This window comes from Pseudomonas sp. S3_B11, from assembly GCF_054667715.1.
The window spans coordinates 6,164,188-6,178,161 of record NZ_CP162749.1 but is presented as its reverse complement, the minus strand read 5'-3'; the positions used below and the strand labels follow the sequence as shown (position 1 = coordinate 6,178,161).

The window sequence follows — 13,974 nt, the reverse complement described above, 5'->3', positions numbered from 1 at the left end:
CTGGTCGACGTAGCACGGCGCGGGGTCACAGCAAACGGCAGGAGTCATCATCATGCCGAGCATAGACGCCCTCGCCGATCGCTTATCGGCCTACCTCGGCACGGACCAGGTCAATCTGGTCCGCCGAGCCTATTTCTACGCCGAACAAGCCCACGACGGCCAGCGCCGCCGCAGCGGCGAGGCGTACGTCACGCATCCTCTTGCGGTGGCGAATATTCTTGCCGACATGCACATGGACCATCAGAGCCTGATGGCGGCGATGCTGCATGACGTGATCGAAGACACCGGCATTGCCAAGGAAGCGCTGCAGGCGCAGTTCGGCGAAACCGTGGCCGAACTGGTCGACGGGGTCAGCAAGCTGACCCAGATGAACTTCGAGACCAAGGCCGAGGCCCAGGCCGAAAACTTCCAGAAAATGGCCATGGCCATGGCCCGCGACATTCGCGTGATCCTGGTCAAGCTCGCCGACCGCCTGCACAACATGCGCACCCTGGAAGTGCTGTCCGGCGAAAAACGCCGGCGCATCGCCAAGGAAACCCTGGAAATCTACGCCCCCATCGCCAATCGCCTGGGCATGCACGCGATCCGCATCGAGTTCGAAGACCTCGGCTTCAAGGCCATGCACCCGATGCGTTCGGCGCGGATAAACCAGGCCGTCAAGCGCGCCCGGGGCAACCGCAAGGAAATCGTCAACAAGATCGAAGAGTCGCTGAGCCACTGCCTGGCCATCGACGGCATCGAAGGCGAAGTCAGCGGGCGGCAGAAACACCTCTACGGCATCTACAAGAAAATGCGCGGCAAGCGTCGGGCCTTCAACGAGATCATGGACGTCTACGCGTTCCGGATCATCGTCGACAAGGTCGATACCTGCTACCGCGTGCTGGGCGCTGTACATAATTTGTACAAACCGTTGCCGGGGCGCTTCAAGGATTACATCGCGATCCCCAAGGCCAACGGCTATCAGTCGCTGCACACCACGCTGTTCGGCATGCACGGCGTACCCATCGAAATCCAGATCCGCACCCGCGAAATGGAAGAAATGGCCAACAACGGCATCGCCGCCCATTGGCTGTACAAATCCAGCGGTGACGAACAACCCAAGAGCACTCACGCCCGCGCCCGGCAATGGGTCAAGGGGGTGCTGGAAATGCAGCAGCGCGCCGGCAACTCCCTGGAATTCATCGAGAGCGTGAAGATCGACCTGTTCCCGGACGAGGTCTACGTCTTCACGCCCAAGGGCCGGATCATGGAGCTGCCCAAAGGCTCCACGGCCGTGGACTTTGCCTATGCGGTGCACACCGACGTCGGCAACAGTTGCATCGCGTGCCGGATCAACCGCCGCCTGGCGCCGTTGTCCGAACCGCTGCAAAGCGGTTCCACGGTGGAAATCGTCAGCGCCCCCGGCGCACGACCCAACCCGGCGTGGCTCAATTTCGTGGTCACCGGCAAGGCCCGCACCCATATCCGTCACGCCCTCAAACTGCAACGTCGCTCCGAATCCATCAGCCTCGGCGAACGCCTGCTGAACAAGGTGCTGAACGGTTTCGACAGCTCGCTCGACAAGATCCCGGTCGAGCGCGTGCAACTGATGCTCCACGAATACCGTCTCGAATTGATCGAAGACCTGCTCGAAGACATCGGCCTGGGCAATCGCATGGCCTACGTCGTTGCCCGTCGCCTGCTCGGCGAAGGCGAACAGTTGCCAAGCCCCGAAGGCCCGCTGGCGATTCGCGGCACCGAGGGCCTGGTGCTCAGTTATGCCAAGTGTTGTACGCCGATTCCGGGCGACCCGATTGTCGGCCACTTGTCCGCCGGCAAAGGGATGGTCGTGCACCTGGACAACTGCCGCAACATCAGCGAAATCCGTCATAACCCGGAAAAATGCATCCAGCTCTCCTGGGCCAAGGATGTCACCGGCGAATTCAACGTCGAGCTGCGGGTCGAGCTGGAACACCAGCGCGGCCTGATCGCCCTGCTGGCCAGCAGCGTCAATGCCGCCGACGGCAATATCGAAAAAATCAGCATGGACGAACGCGATGGCCGCATCAGCGTCGTTCAATTGGTGGTTAGCGTGCACGACCGTGTGCACCTGGCCCGCGTGATCAAGAAACTGCGCGCCCTGACCGGCGTTATCCGCATCACCCGGATGCGCGCGTAGCCCATTCGTTATCAGGAGTCATTCATGACCAAGACCGTTATCACCAGCGACAAGGCCCCCGCCGCCATCGGTACTTATTCCCAGGCGATCAAGGCCGGCAACACCGTGTACATGTCGGGCCAGATTCCACTGGACCCGAAAACCATGGAACTGGTGGAAGGCTTCGAAGCCCAGACCGTGCAGGTGTTCGAAAACCTCAAGGCCGTGGCCGAGGCCGCCGGTGGTTCGTTCAAGGACATCGTCAAGCTGAACATCTTCCTCACCGACCTGAGCCATTTCGCCAAGGTCAACGAGGTGATGGGCAAGTACTTCGACCAGCCTTACCCTGCCCGCGCCGCCATCGGCGTGGCCGCCCTGCCCAAGGGCGCTCAGGTTGAGATGGATGCCATCCTGGTCATCGAGTAAATAAGGCCGGCGCAGCCTCCCCCGCTGCGCCGTTTTCGTCTTGAAAGGATTCCACCATGCGCAAAGCGCTTGCTCTCTCGCTGGCAGCCCTGCTTCTGGGCGGCTGCGCCAGCGACCCTGCCGACCGTGACATCAGCGGCACCTGGATCAACCAGGCAGCCATCGACGCTGCCGCCAAGGGCGGCCCGCTTCGCGAAGCGCTGCAGGGCTATGGCCCGAACCTGGAATGGGACGTCAACACCCGGGCCGGTCAGGCGCGCTACACCAACGGTTTTGAAAACGTCGAAGGCAAATTGCTGGGCGAAGAAGACGGCGCCTGGAAAGTCGATTTCTACGGCAGCTCCGCCAGCGAACTCAAGCGCGATGGCGACCAGTTGAGCCAGGCCGCCACCGAGAACGAACCGCAGCAGGTGTTCGATCGCGCACAAGTCCAGGTACCGGAAGGCGCGCCCATCGGTGCCAGTTTCGAGCGTGCGCTGTATGCCGCCTACCTGGGCGGCACCTGGAACATCGCCAGCGGCCCCGGCCAGGGCGCCACCGTGCAGTTCCAGCCCGACGGCCAGGTCAGCGGCCTGCCGGGTGCCGATCGCTACGCCTTGTGTCTGGCCGGCGATTGCGCCTCCATGAGCGGTGGCAACGACAACATCTGGCTGCAACAGAACGGCCAGGGCAACACCTGGATCTTTGCCCGCGACGGCAAGAAGCTGGAGATCTTCCAGACCGTCAACGCCGCGCTGGCCGATGAAATGCCTTCGTTCACGCCGGGCACCCGGCGATGGTTGCTGGAAAAGCAGTAAAGGATAGGGCGCTTTGAAATAACTATACGAGCGCCCTCTCCCGGCAAAGGTTCACGCGCGAGACGGGACAGGCTTTTTTCTACCCAGGCGGATCAGCTCATTGGAGAAACACAGCCCAAGGATGATCAGTAGTGCGCCCGGGTACAGGCTTTCGCGCGGAACTTCATTGAGCACAACAAATGCCAGCAGTGCGGCGAACAGCGGCTCGGTCAGCTCCAAGGCTTGCACCTGGGATGGCTTGAGGTACTCGATTGCCTTGGTGGTGCAAAAAAAACCGAGGATGGTCGGCAGCGCGGCCAGCGCCAGCAGTGCGGCAATCGCCCAGGGCGACAGCTCACCGATCACGAAGCCGTCGGCAGAAGCCGGCATCAGCAAGTACAGGCTGCCGAAGAACAGCAACTGACGAGTGAAGTGCAGCCCACCGGACACGCCCATCCGTTTCATGGCCACCGAAAACGCCCCATAGCCGCAGCCCGCCATGGACGCGAGTGCAACGCCTTGGAGCGTGAAGCCTTGCTGTAGATCGGCGCCAAAGATCACCGCGATTCCGGCGATCGCCAAGGCGGCACCCACAGTGGCGTTCGCGGTGATCGCATCCTTGAGGATGATGCGTCCGAGCACAATCGAGGAAATGGAAGCACTGGCCATCAGCATCACCACCACACCCGCCGCAGCGTAATGCCGATAGGCAGCCGTTTCGAAGTGGAACAGCACAAAGATACCGAGAAACGCGCAGATCGCCGCCTGGGTCCATTTGGCCGTCGTCGCCGGACGCTTGATAAACAGCAGCAAGGCCGAGAGCAGCAGACAACCCAGGACAGTCTTTATGACGGCGACACTGCTGGCGGTGAAACCATTGCTCATGAGCACTTTGCTGAGCACGCCTATCGTGGCGTTAAGTGCGGCGGCGGAGAGTGCAAAGATAACGCCTTTGCTGAAACTGGCTTGCATTGATGACGGTCCTTGTCGCTGTTAGGTCATTCGACGGGATGTTGGCCCACATCGACGACGCAAAAGATGGCTGAAACGGTTGCGGGTGGCCCGCAGATAACTCTTGGCTTCGGCAAGCAACGGATAATGCTCGGCGAGCTCGATGAACCAAGTCAAGACCTGGAAGGTAAGAACCCAAGGACTAGCCCTTGGCGCCGAACGACATCATCGAGCACACGCCGAGCGGACCCGTGTCAGCAGCGCCCTTCCAGAATCGCCGCATACCCCTCGCGAAAACTCGGATAACGCGGCGCCCAGCCCAAGGCCTTCGCCCGGGCATTGCTGCAGCGCTTGCTGCCGGCGCGACGCACACTGGCGTCTTCGGACCACTGGGTGACGCCCATGTATTCACGCAACCAGCCCACCACCTCGGCCAGCGGCGCAGGGGCGTCGTCGACGCCGATGTAGCAATCGTCCAGCACCTGGCCCTGGCGATCAGCCTCCAGCAGGAACGCCAGCAAGCCGGCGGCATCGTCGGCGTGGATGCGATTGGCGTAGAGCGGTGGGTCGATCACGACGCGATAGCCTTGGCGCACCTGACTCAACAACCATTCCCGACCCGGCCCATAGATGCCGGTCAGGCGCACGCGGCTGGCCGGGATGCCACTGTCCAAGGCCACTTGCTCGGCTTCGAGCATCAGCCGACCGGAATACCCGCCGGCCACGGTTGGCGACGTTTCATCCACCCATTCGCCCTGCTGTTGCCCATAAACGCTGCTGCTGGACACAAACAGCAGACGCTTGGGCCGCTGCCCATGCTGCTTCAACCAGCTCAACACATTCTGCAATCCTTCGACATAAGCCGTGCGATAACCCGCTTCGTCATGGTCGGTGGCCGCGGCGCTGTACACCAGGTAATCCAGTGACCCGGTGGGCCAGTCGGCGGGGCATTGCTCGCTGAACAAATCCCCCGCCACCCCGACGACGCCCGCTGGCAGCTTCGAAACCGTGCGCCGCAGGCCATGGACTTGCCAATGCTCGGCCACTAACTGGCTGGCCAGGCGGCCGCCGATATCACCGCAGCCGGCGATCAAAACAGAAGGCGCGGACATCAAGAACTCCTCTGGCAAAGCCGCAGACTAGCCTTCGCAGGGGACGAGCGGCTAGCCATGCGACAAAAAAAGTAACTGTATTACTTTTGTTAACAAGAATTAATTGCAATAATGCCCACCACTTTTGTTCTCGGCCCACGAGGCCTGGAAGAACATCAACCTTCTTTTTCCTCTCAGGTCCGGCCAGCATGAAACGCTCTCTATCCCCCGCTTCGCCAACCAATCGACCTCGTGCCTGGAGCACGGTAGCCGCCCTGCTGTTCAGCCTGCTGCTGGCACCGGCCGCCGCATTCGCCGATGCACAGACGCCCGCCACGACCCCGGCCACCGTACCAGCTGCTGCCCAGGCACCGGCCGACCCGGCCGCTCCCGTTGCCACGCCTGTCGCCACCGAGCCGGCCCAAGCCGTCGAAGCCGACGCACCTCAAATGCTCGAAGCCGACAACTCCCTGGGCATGGCCCACGACCTGTCGCCATGGGGCATGTACAAGAACGCCGACATCATCGTGAAAATCGTGATGATCGGCCTGGCCATCGCCTCGATCATCACCTGGACCATCTGGATTGCCAAAGGCTTCGAGCTGCTGGGTGCCAAGCGTCGCTTGCGCGGTGAAATCGCCGCCCTGAAAAAAGCCACCACCCTCAAGGAAGCCAGCGTCACTGCCGCGAAGGCAGGCACTCTTGCCAACCTGCTGGTGCATGACGCACTCGAAGAGATGCGCCTGTCGGCCAACAGCCGCGAGAAAGAAGGCATCAAGGAACGCGTGAGCTTCCGTCTCGAGCGCCTGGTCGCCGCCTGTGGTCGCAATATGAGCAGCGGCACCGGCGTGCTCGCCACCATCGGCTCTACCGCGCCGTTCGTCGGCCTGTTCGGCACAGTGTGGGGCATCATGAACAGCTTCATCGGCATCGCCAAGACCCAGACCACCAACCTCGCCGTCGTCGCACCCGGCATCGCCGAAGCCTTGCTGGCAACGGCCTTGGGCCTGGTCGCGGCAATCCCGGCCGTGGTGATCTACAACGTCTTCGCCCGTTCCATTGCCGGCTACAAGGCCCAGGTCTCCGACGCTTCGGCCGAAGTCCTGCTGCTGGTCAGCCGCGACCTCGACCACCTGCCGCCCGAGCGTGGCTCGCAACCGCACATGGTGAAAGTGGGGTAATCGGCCATGGGCCTGCATTTGAAAGAAGGCGCAGACGACGATCTGGCCGAGAACCACGAAATCAACGTCACGCCGTTCATCGACGTGATGCTGGTGCTGTTGATCATCTTCATGGTGGCCGCCCCGCTCGCCACCGTGGACATCAAGGTTGACCTGCCGGCGTCGACGGCCAAGCCCTCGCCACGGCCGGAGAAACCGGTGTTCCTCAGCGTCAAGGCCGACCAGCGCCTGTTCCTGGGTGAAGACGAGGTCAAGGCCGAAACCCTCGGCGCGACCCTCGACGCCAAGACCCAGGGCAAGAAAGACACGACGATCTTCTTCCAGGCCGACAAAGGCGTGGACTACGGCGACCTGATGAGCGTGATGGACGCACTGCGAGGCGCCGGCTACCTGAAGGTCGGTCTGGTCGGACTCGAGACGGCGCCCAAGAAATGATCACGACGCGCCAAAAGCTGACGCGTTACAGCGGTAGCCTGGCAGTGGTGCTGGGCGTGCATGCGCTCGCCATCGCCCTGGCGCTGAACTGGACATCACGCGCGCCCATCGAATTGCCTCCCCAGGCAATGATGGTCGAGCTGGCGCCGGTACCCGCCCCACCGCCACCGGCACCGCCCAAAGTCGTCACACCGCCGCAACCTCCCGAGCCGGTCGAAGAACTGCCGCTGCCCAAGCTTGCCGAAGCGCCGAAGCCGGAGATTTCCGTGCCCAAGCCGGTCAAGCCCAAGCCAAAGCCGCAACCGCCCAAGCCCAAGCCCAAACCGGTGGAGAAAAAGCCCGAGCCGCCGAAGGAACAGCCGTCGGAGCAGAAGCCCAGCGACACCCCGCCAACCCAGTCAGTGGCCGAGAAGTCCGCGCAACCGGCGCCTGGCCCGTCGCCTGCGCAATCGGCTGCCAAGGCCAATTGGCAGGGCACGCTGTTGGCGCACCTGGGCAAGTACAAGGAGTACCCGCTCAGGGCCCGGCAGATGAACAAGGAAGGCACCAACCGCCTGCGCTTCGTGGTAGATGCCGAAGGTAACGTGTTGTCGTTCGAACTGGTGGGCAGCTCCGGCACGGACTCCCTGGACCGGGCCACCCTGGAAATGATCCGCAAAGCCCAACCGCTGCCCAAGCCGCCGGCGGAGCTGCTGACCAACGGCACCATCGAACTGACGGCACCGTTTGTGTACTCCATCGACAAGCGCCGGCGTTGATCCCAACTTTGCAAGCCCCTGTAACAGGGGCTTCTTGTTTCTGTGGTGATGGGATTTATCCCCTCGCCACAGAAACATTGGACAGTGTCACACCGCACCCCCAGTCTGATAACGTGCGTCTATCGATTGCAGCCGGTATGCTTGGCTCGCAACTTCACGGACGCTCGCCATGACCCTCACAGAATTACGCTACATCGTGACCCTCGCCCAAGAGCAGCATTTCGGCCATGCGGCCGAGCGTTGCCACGTCAGCCAGCCGACGCTCTCGGTGGGCGTGAAAAAGCTTGAAGACGAACTCGGTGTGCTGATTTTCGAGCGCAGCAAAAGCGCCGTGCGCCTGACTCCCGTAGGCGAAGGCATCGTGGCCCAGGCGCAAAAGGTCCTGGAGCAGGCCCAGGGCATTCGCGAACTGGCCCAGGCCGGCAAGAACCAGCTGACCGCCCCGCTGAAAGTCGGCGCGATCTACACCGTTGGCCCGTACCTGTTCCCGCACCTGATTCCGCAACTGCACCGGGTCGCCCCGCAGATGCCGTTGTACATCGAAGAAAACTTCACCCATGTGCTGCGCGACAAGCTGCGCAACGGCGAGCTGGACGCGATCATCATCGCCCTGCCGTTCAACGAAGCCGACGTCCTGACCCTGCCGCTCTACGACGAACCGTTCTACGTCCTGATGCCGGCCCAGCACCCCTGGACCCAGAAAAAAACCATCGACGCCGCCCTGCTCAACGACAAGAGCCTGCTGTTGCTTGGCGAAGGCCACTGCTTCCGCGACCAGGTGCTCGAAGCCTGCCCGACCCTGACCAAGGGCAGCGAAGGGGCCAAGCACACCACTGTGGAGTCCAGCTCCCTGGAAACCATCCGCCACATGGTCGCCTCAGGCCTGGGCATTTCGATCCTGCCGCTGTCGGCGGTGGACAGCCATCATTACGCCCCCGGCGTGATCGAAGTCCGCCCACTGACGCCGCCCGTGCCGTTCCGCACCGTTGCCATCGCCTGGCGCGCCAGTTTCCCGCGGCCCAAGGCCATCGAGATCCTCGCCGACTCGATCCGTCTGTGCTCCGTGGCCAAGCCGCCCGCTGGCAAGTAAGCCACGGCCATGACTGAGCTGTCGAAAGTGCCGGTCACGACACTCAAGGGTGTCGGTGAAGCCATGGCCGAGAAACTGGCCAAGGTAGGCCTGGAAAACCTCCAGGACGTGCTGTTCCACCTGCCGCTGCGTTACCAGGACCGCACTCGCGTGGTGCCCATCGGCCATTTGCGCCCGGGGCAGGATGCGGTGATCGAAGGCACCGTCAGCGGCGCCGACGTGGTCATGGGCCGTCGACGCAGCCTGGTGGTGCGCTTGCAGGACGGCACCGGCGGGCTCAGCCTGCGCTTCTACCATTTCAGCAATGCACAAAAGGAAGGCCTCAAGCGTGGCACCCGCGTGCGCTGCTACGGCGAGGCGCGACCCGGGGCTTCGGGGTTGGAGATCTATCACCCGGAATACCGCGCCATCACCGGCGGCGAACCGCCGCCCGTGGATGAAACCCTGACCCCGGTCTATCCGCTCACCGAAGGCCTGACCCAACAGCGCTTGCGCCAGCTCTGCCAGCAAACCCTGACCCTGCTCGGCCCCAGCAGCCTGCCCGACTGGCTGCCCACGGAACTGGCCCGGGATTACCACCTGGCGCCCCTGGCCGATGCGATCCGCTACCTGCACCATCCGCCCGCCGATGCCGACGTCGACGAACTCGCCCTCGGCCATCACTGGGCCCAGCACCGCCTGGCGTTCGAAGAACTGCTGACTCATCAACTGTCCCAGCAACGCCTGCGCGAAAGCCTGCGTTCCCTGCGCGCCCCGGCCATGCCCAAGGCCAGGGATCTGCCGGCCCGCTACCTGGCCAACCTCGGTTTCACCCCCACGGGCGCCCAGCAACGGGTCGGCAACGAAATCGCCTACGACCTGAGCCAGCCCGAGCCGATGCTGCGGCTGATCCAGGGCGATGTCGGCGCTGGCAAGACCGTGGTCGCAGCCCTGGCAGCGCTGCAGGCCTTGGAGGCCGGTTATCAGGTGGCGCTGATGGCGCCCACCGAGATCCTGGCCGAACAACATTTCATCACCTTCCAGCGCTGGCTCGAACCGTTGGGCATCGAAGTCGCCTGGCTGGCCGGCAAGCTCAAGGGCAAGAACCGCACAACCGCCCTGGCACAGATCGCCGAAGGCGCGCCGATGGTGGTCGGCACCCATGCGCTGTTCCAGGACGAAGTGCAGTTCAAGAACCTGGCCCTGGTGATCATCGACGAACAGCACCGCTTCGGCGTGCAACAGCGCCTGGCCCTGCGGCAGAAAGGCGTGGGCGGACGGATGTGCCCTCATCAACTGATCATGACCGCGACGCCGATCCCGCGGACCCTGGCGATGAGCGCCTACGCCGACCTCGACACCTCGATCCTCGACGAACTGCCCCCTGGCCGTACGCCGGTCAATACCGTGCTGGTCACCGACACCCGACGGGTGGAAGTGATCGAGCGCGTGCGCAGCGCCTGCGCCGAAGGGCGGCAGGCTTATTGGGTGTGCACCTTGATTGAGGAGTCGGAAGAATTGACCTGCCAGGCGGCCGAAACCACCTATGAAGACCTCACTGCCGCACTCGGCGAGTTGAAGGTCGGGCTGATCCACGGCCGCATGAAACCCGCCGAAAAAGCCGCCGTCATGGCTGAGTTCAAGGCCGGCGCCCTGCAGCTATTGGTCGCGACCACGGTGATCGAGGTGGGCGTCGACGTGCCCAATGCCAGCCTGATGATCATCGAAAACCCCGAACGGCTGGGCCTGGCGCAGCTGCACCAACTGCGCGGCCGCGTCGGCCGGGGCAGTGCCGCCAGCCATTGCGTCCTGCTGTACCACCCGCCGCTGTCGCAGATCGGGCGCCAGCGTCTGGGGATCATGCGCGAAACCAACGACGGTTTCGTTATTGCCGAAAAAGACCTCGAATTGCGCGGCCCCGGTGAAATGCTCGGCACGCGCCAGACCGGTCTGCTTCAATTCAAGGTGGCCGACCTGATGCGCGACGCCGACCTGCTTCCCGCCGTACGCGATGCCGCCCAGGCGCTGCTGGAACGCTGGCCCGACCACGTCAGCCCGCTGCTGGATCGCTGGCTGCGTCACGGGCAGCAATACGGCCAAGTGTGAGCACGCGCTCAGTTTTCCGGACGCGCGTACCGGACAAGCTGGTTATACTGACCAACTTGTAGGAAAACGGATACAGACCATGACAGAAGCTGCCCTCGTCCCCGAATCCCCGCACGCTCCGTCTGTTATTCGGCTGTTGCTCGAGAAATTGGGCGTCGGCTTTGACGAAGTGCTCGAACGCCCCGGCCTGAACCCAGCCCGCAAAGTGCAGGCGGTGTTGCTGCACGATGCCGTTGGCGCGCTCATGGTGCTGTTTCCGCAAAGCCAGCTGCTGGACCTCAACCGCCTGGCCGAACTCACTGGTCGCAAACTCACGGCAGTGCCGACCGAACGTCTGGAGCGCATGCTCGGCAAGCACAGCCTGAGCCTGCTGCCCGGCCTGCCGGCGCTCACCAGCTCGCCCTGCCTGTACGAAGAAAGCCTGCTGCGCGAACCGAAGTTGCTGATCAACTCCGGTGAGCCGGGGCTGTTGCTGGAAGTCACCAGCGAAGCGTTCAAGACCATGCTCACCAAGGCCAGCGCCGCGACGTTCGGCGAAGCCGTGAGCAACATCACCCCCAACCTCGACCGCCCGCACGACGACCGCGCGGAAATCACCCAGGCTGTGCAGGCGTTCACCGCCCGGCGTATCCAGCAACGGCTGGAAGAAACCATCGAGATTCCGCCGCTGGCTGAAACCGCACAGAAAATCATCAAGCTGCGGGTCGACCCGGACGCGACCATCGATGACATCACCGGCGTGGTGGAAACCGACCCGGCCCTGGCCGCGCAAGTGGTGAGCTGGGCGGCATCGCCCTACTACGCATCACCCGGCAAGATTCGTTCGGTGGAAGATGCCATCGTGCGGGTACTGGGCTTCGACCTGGTGATCAACCTGGCGCTGGGCCTGGCCTTGGGCAAGACCCTGAGCCTGCCCAAGGACCACCCGCAACACACCACGCCGTACTGGCACCAGTCGATCTACACCGCCGCCGTCATCGAAGGCCTGACCCGCGCCATGCCGCGTGCCCAGCGTCCCGAAGGTGGCCTGACATACCTGTCCGGCCTGCTGCACAACTTCGGTTATCTGCTGCTGGCCCACGTATTCCCGCCGCACTTCTCGTTGATCTGCCGGCACCTGGAGGTCAACCCGCACCTGTGCCACAGCTACGTGGAACAGCACCTGCTGGGCATCAGTCGCGAGCAGATCGGCGCCTGGTTGATGCGCTACTGGGACATGCCCGACGAACTGGCCACCGCCCTGCGCTTCCAGCACGACCCGCACTACGACGGCGAATACGCCGCCTACCCGAACCTGGTATGCCTGGCCGTACGCCTGCTGCGCTCGCGAGGGATCGGCTCCGGCCCGGACGAGGAAATTCCCGATGCATTGCTCGAGCGCGTAGGCCTGTCTCGGGACAAGGTCAACGACGTAGTCAGCAAAGTGCTCGAGGCGGAAGTGCTGCTGCGCGAACTGGCTTCGCAGTTCAGCCACGGCTGAATAGGCTCGCCCGGTCATTTGATCTTTCCCACGCTCTGCGTGGGAACGATCAAACATGGCCCGCTCGATTTAAGTCTTCTTAGACTTCTTCGGCTTCAGGTATTTGGTCAACCCCTGAAACCAGATCACCAGCGCCGGGTTGCCCTTGATCTGGATCGACTTGTCCTGAATCCCCGTCATGAACGCCAGTTGCTTGTTCTTGGCCTGCATCGTGGCAAAGCCATAGGCGGCGTCCTTGAAGGCGATGGCGAACGCAGGCTCCGGGTAGGTGCCGGACTGGCTGGTGATGCGCTGGTTTTTCACGGTGAAATGCCGGGCGACCTTGCCGTCCAGGGTTTGCAGCTGAAACACCAATTCCTTGTCGCCCAACTGCTGCTGGAACGCCGGATTGGTCCGACTGGCCTTGCCCATCAACAACCCCAGCATCCACAGCAGAAAACGAAATTTCATGGGCACAGCCTCGTGATGAAAGATGAATGGCTGGCAGTTTAGCGATTCTTCGGCGTAACGCCATCATCGGATCGCTTTGGCGGAAGATGAGCTGGTTTTCGCGAAAGATGACTGCCAAGTCACGAAACCGAAGATCAAAGATCGCAGCCTTCGGCAGCTCCTACATCGATTTCCGTAGGAGCTGCCGAAGGCTGCGATCTTTTGATCTTTTTGCCCTCCTGTTCCTCGGACATTTCCTTCAAAACGCCGGGTTGTTCAAGAACTAGGCAGCGCTTACGAGCGCCGCTAACCTCTGTTCGTCATCGCAAAAAACGGTGACACGGACGTGCAAGTCCGGTACATATCGGCGCGCAACTGCTACGCCAAACGGCTCATGCCTGTATTGGTGTGTTTATGGCGGCTGCGCGCGGGAGACTCTCGAGGTCTGCCGGGGTCCGATATGCCCGGTCTTGCACACCCGCGCGTAGCTGCCACCTTCTTCGGTGCAACGAGAGGTGTCAGTTTCCAATCAATTACATATCGGATAATTAATCATGTTCAAAGCAACTCCGAATCCGCCGCAAAACGAACGCAAATCCCGCGTCGAAATCCTCGAAGAAAAACGGCTCGATGACGCCGCCACCCGCGCCCTCGACTACTACCTCAACCCCAAGCCCGCCTCACCGCCCGAGCCTGACAAAAACCAACTCTTCATTGTGTCCCCCCACATCGACACCGAAACCCTGCTGGCCAACGCCTCCGAAGACCTGCTCTCCATCAGCACCATCGCCGCCGACCTGGCTGACGACGTGGATGACTCACGCCGCTGCGTGGCCCTGGCGATCAGCCGCATGGCCGATGGGGTTCAGCTATTGGTTGAGCGGGCGTTGGATCATCTGGAAACCAAGGAGATGGCGACGCCTGGGGCCAAGGGGTAGCGTTCGTATTGATGCAGACTGGGCCGACGCCATCGCGAGCAAGCTCGCTCCCACAGGGGGAGTTGGGTTGTCGCGGATACCACAGTCAACTCAAAACAACTGTGGGAGCGAGCTTGCTCGCGATGGCGGCGGGTCAGTCGACATTAATGCCAACTGAACCGACGCTATCGCGAGCAAGCTCGCTCCCACAGGTTTTA

General features: G+C 62.6%; 13 protein-coding genes. 10 read left to right on the top strand and 3 right to left on the bottom strand.

From position 1 onward, the window contains the following. The first annotated feature begins 52 nt into the window (after window positions 1-52). Genes spoT through AB4O22_RS27555 form a run of 3 tightly spaced genes read left to right on the top strand, consistent with a single transcriptional unit; the run spans window position 53 to window position 3,360 of the window. Entirely contained in the window at window positions 53-2,158 is a 2,106-nt protein-coding gene (gene spoT / locus AB4O22_RS27565) for a bifunctional GTP diphosphokinase/guanosine-3',5'-bis pyrophosphate 3'-pyrophosphohydrolase (protein ID WP_003206879.1), read from the top strand. A gap of 24 nt (window positions 2,159-2,182) precedes the next feature. After that, window positions 2,183-2,563 (top strand): RidA family protein, encoded by a 381-nt coding sequence (locus AB4O22_RS27560; RefSeq protein WP_003206880.1) that lies wholly within the window; start codon window positions 2,183-2,185, stop codon window positions 2,561-2,563. A gap of 56 nt (window positions 2,564-2,619) precedes the next feature. After that, window positions 2,620-3,360, top strand: coding sequence for a hypothetical protein (locus AB4O22_RS27555; protein WP_003206881.1), 741 nt, complete (start codon window positions 2,620-2,622; stop codon window positions 3,358-3,360). Window positions 3,361-3,411: 51 nt separating this feature from the next. Here AB4O22_RS27555 and AB4O22_RS27550 read toward each other — a convergent pair whose 3' ends face one another. Both AB4O22_RS27550 and AB4O22_RS27545 read right to left on the bottom strand, forming a co-directional pair. Then, window positions 3,412-4,311 (bottom strand): DMT family transporter, encoded by a 900-nt coding sequence (locus AB4O22_RS27550; RefSeq protein WP_003206882.1) that lies wholly within the window; start codon window positions 4,309-4,311, stop codon window positions 3,412-3,414. Between the two features lie 233 nt (window positions 4,312-4,544). Beyond that, window positions 4,545-5,402 carry an SDR family oxidoreductase gene (locus AB4O22_RS27545; RefSeq protein WP_460097604.1) on the bottom strand — a complete coding sequence of 286 codons (858 nt, stop codon included), beginning with the start codon at window positions 5,400-5,402 and terminating at the stop codon, window positions 4,545-4,547. A 188-nt stretch (window positions 5,403-5,590) separates the two neighbouring features. On the opposite strand from AB4O22_RS27545, the gene exbB reads away from it, so the two are divergent. The 6 genes from exbB (at window position 5,591) to AB4O22_RS27515 (ending at window position 12,410) form a co-directional block, all read left to right on the top strand. Further along, window positions 5,591-6,562 carry a tonB-system energizer ExbB gene (exbB, locus tag AB4O22_RS27540; RefSeq protein WP_003206886.1) on the top strand — a complete coding sequence of 324 codons (972 nt, stop codon included), beginning with the start codon at window positions 5,591-5,593 and terminating at the stop codon, window positions 6,560-6,562. Between the two features lie 6 nt (window positions 6,563-6,568). Then, window positions 6,569-6,997, top strand: a complete 429-nt coding sequence (gene exbD, locus AB4O22_RS27535) for a TonB system transport protein ExbD (RefSeq protein ID WP_003206888.1) — start codon at window positions 6,569-6,571, stop codon at window positions 6,995-6,997. Next, window positions 6,994-7,755, top strand: a complete 762-nt coding sequence (locus AB4O22_RS27530; protein WP_460097602.1) for an energy transducer TonB — start codon at window positions 6,994-6,996, stop codon at window positions 7,753-7,755. The genes exbD and AB4O22_RS27530 overlap by 4 nt, the downstream gene beginning before the upstream one ends. 169 nt (window positions 7,756-7,924) lie before the next feature. Continuing rightward, entirely contained in the window at window positions 7,925-8,845 is a 921-nt protein-coding gene (locus AB4O22_RS27525; RefSeq protein WP_003206891.1) for a hydrogen peroxide-inducible genes activator, read from the top strand. A gap of 9 nt (window positions 8,846-8,854) precedes the next feature. Then, window positions 8,855-10,930 (top strand): ATP-dependent DNA helicase RecG, encoded by a 2,076-nt coding sequence (gene recG, locus AB4O22_RS27520; RefSeq protein ID WP_223471321.1) that lies wholly within the window; start codon window positions 8,855-8,857, stop codon window positions 10,928-10,930. A 79-nt stretch (window positions 10,931-11,009) separates the two neighbouring features. Continuing rightward, a complete protein-coding gene (locus AB4O22_RS27515) occupies window positions 11,010-12,410 on the top strand; it encodes an aminoacyl-tRNA deacylase and HDOD domain-containing protein (RefSeq protein WP_223471319.1) in 1,401 nt (466 codons plus the stop codon). A 69-nt stretch (window positions 12,411-12,479) separates the two neighbouring features. Here AB4O22_RS27515 and AB4O22_RS27510 read toward each other — a convergent pair whose 3' ends face one another. Continuing rightward, entirely contained in the window at window positions 12,480-12,860 is a 381-nt protein-coding gene (locus AB4O22_RS27510) for a hypothetical protein (protein ID WP_003206897.1), read from the bottom strand. 533 nt (window positions 12,861-13,393) lie between these two features. On the opposite strand from AB4O22_RS27510, the gene AB4O22_RS27505 reads away from it, so the two are divergent. Continuing rightward, window positions 13,394-13,777 carry a DUF6124 family protein gene (locus tag AB4O22_RS27505; protein ID WP_460097600.1) on the top strand — a complete coding sequence of 128 codons (384 nt, stop codon included), beginning with the start codon at window positions 13,394-13,396 and terminating at the stop codon, window positions 13,775-13,777. Window positions 13,778-13,974: the final 197 nt, after the last annotated feature.

Excerpts from the sequence above, each read along its gene's own strand:
- spoT (WP_003206879.1), top strand. The coding sequence starts at position 53 with ATGCCGAGCATAGACGCCCTCGCCGATCGCTTATCGGCCTACCTCGGC.
- AB4O22_RS27560 (WP_003206880.1), top strand. The coding sequence starts at position 2,183 with ATGACCAAGACCGTTATCACCAGCGACAAGGCCCCCGCCGCCATCGGT.
- AB4O22_RS27555 (WP_003206881.1), top strand. The coding sequence starts at position 2,620 with ATGCGCAAAGCGCTTGCTCTCTCGCTGGCAGCCCTGCTTCTGGGCGGC.
- AB4O22_RS27550 (WP_003206882.1), bottom strand. The coding sequence starts at position 4,311 with ATGCAAGCCAGTTTCAGCAAAGGCGTTATCTTTGCACTCTCCGCCGCC.
- AB4O22_RS27545 (WP_460097604.1), bottom strand. The coding sequence starts at position 5,402 with ATGTCCGCGCCTTCTGTTTTGATCGCCGGCTGCGGTGATATCGGCGGC.
- exbB (WP_003206886.1), top strand. The coding sequence starts at position 5,591 with ATGAAACGCTCTCTATCCCCCGCTTCGCCAACCAATCGACCTCGTGCC.
- exbD (WP_003206888.1), top strand. The coding sequence starts at position 6,569 with ATGGGCCTGCATTTGAAAGAAGGCGCAGACGACGATCTGGCCGAGAAC.
- AB4O22_RS27530 (WP_460097602.1), top strand. The coding sequence starts at position 6,994 with ATGATCACGACGCGCCAAAAGCTGACGCGTTACAGCGGTAGCCTGGCA.
- AB4O22_RS27525 (WP_003206891.1), top strand. The coding sequence starts at position 7,925 with ATGACCCTCACAGAATTACGCTACATCGTGACCCTCGCCCAAGAGCAG.
- recG (WP_223471321.1), top strand. The coding sequence starts at position 8,855 with ATGACTGAGCTGTCGAAAGTGCCGGTCACGACACTCAAGGGTGTCGGT.
- AB4O22_RS27515 (WP_223471319.1), top strand. The coding sequence starts at position 11,010 with ATGACAGAAGCTGCCCTCGTCCCCGAATCCCCGCACGCTCCGTCTGTT.
- AB4O22_RS27510 (WP_003206897.1), bottom strand. The coding sequence starts at position 12,860 with ATGAAATTTCGTTTTCTGCTGTGGATGCTGGGGTTGTTGATGGGCAAG.
- AB4O22_RS27505 (WP_460097600.1), top strand. The coding sequence starts at position 13,394 with ATGTTCAAAGCAACTCCGAATCCGCCGCAAAACGAACGCAAATCCCGC.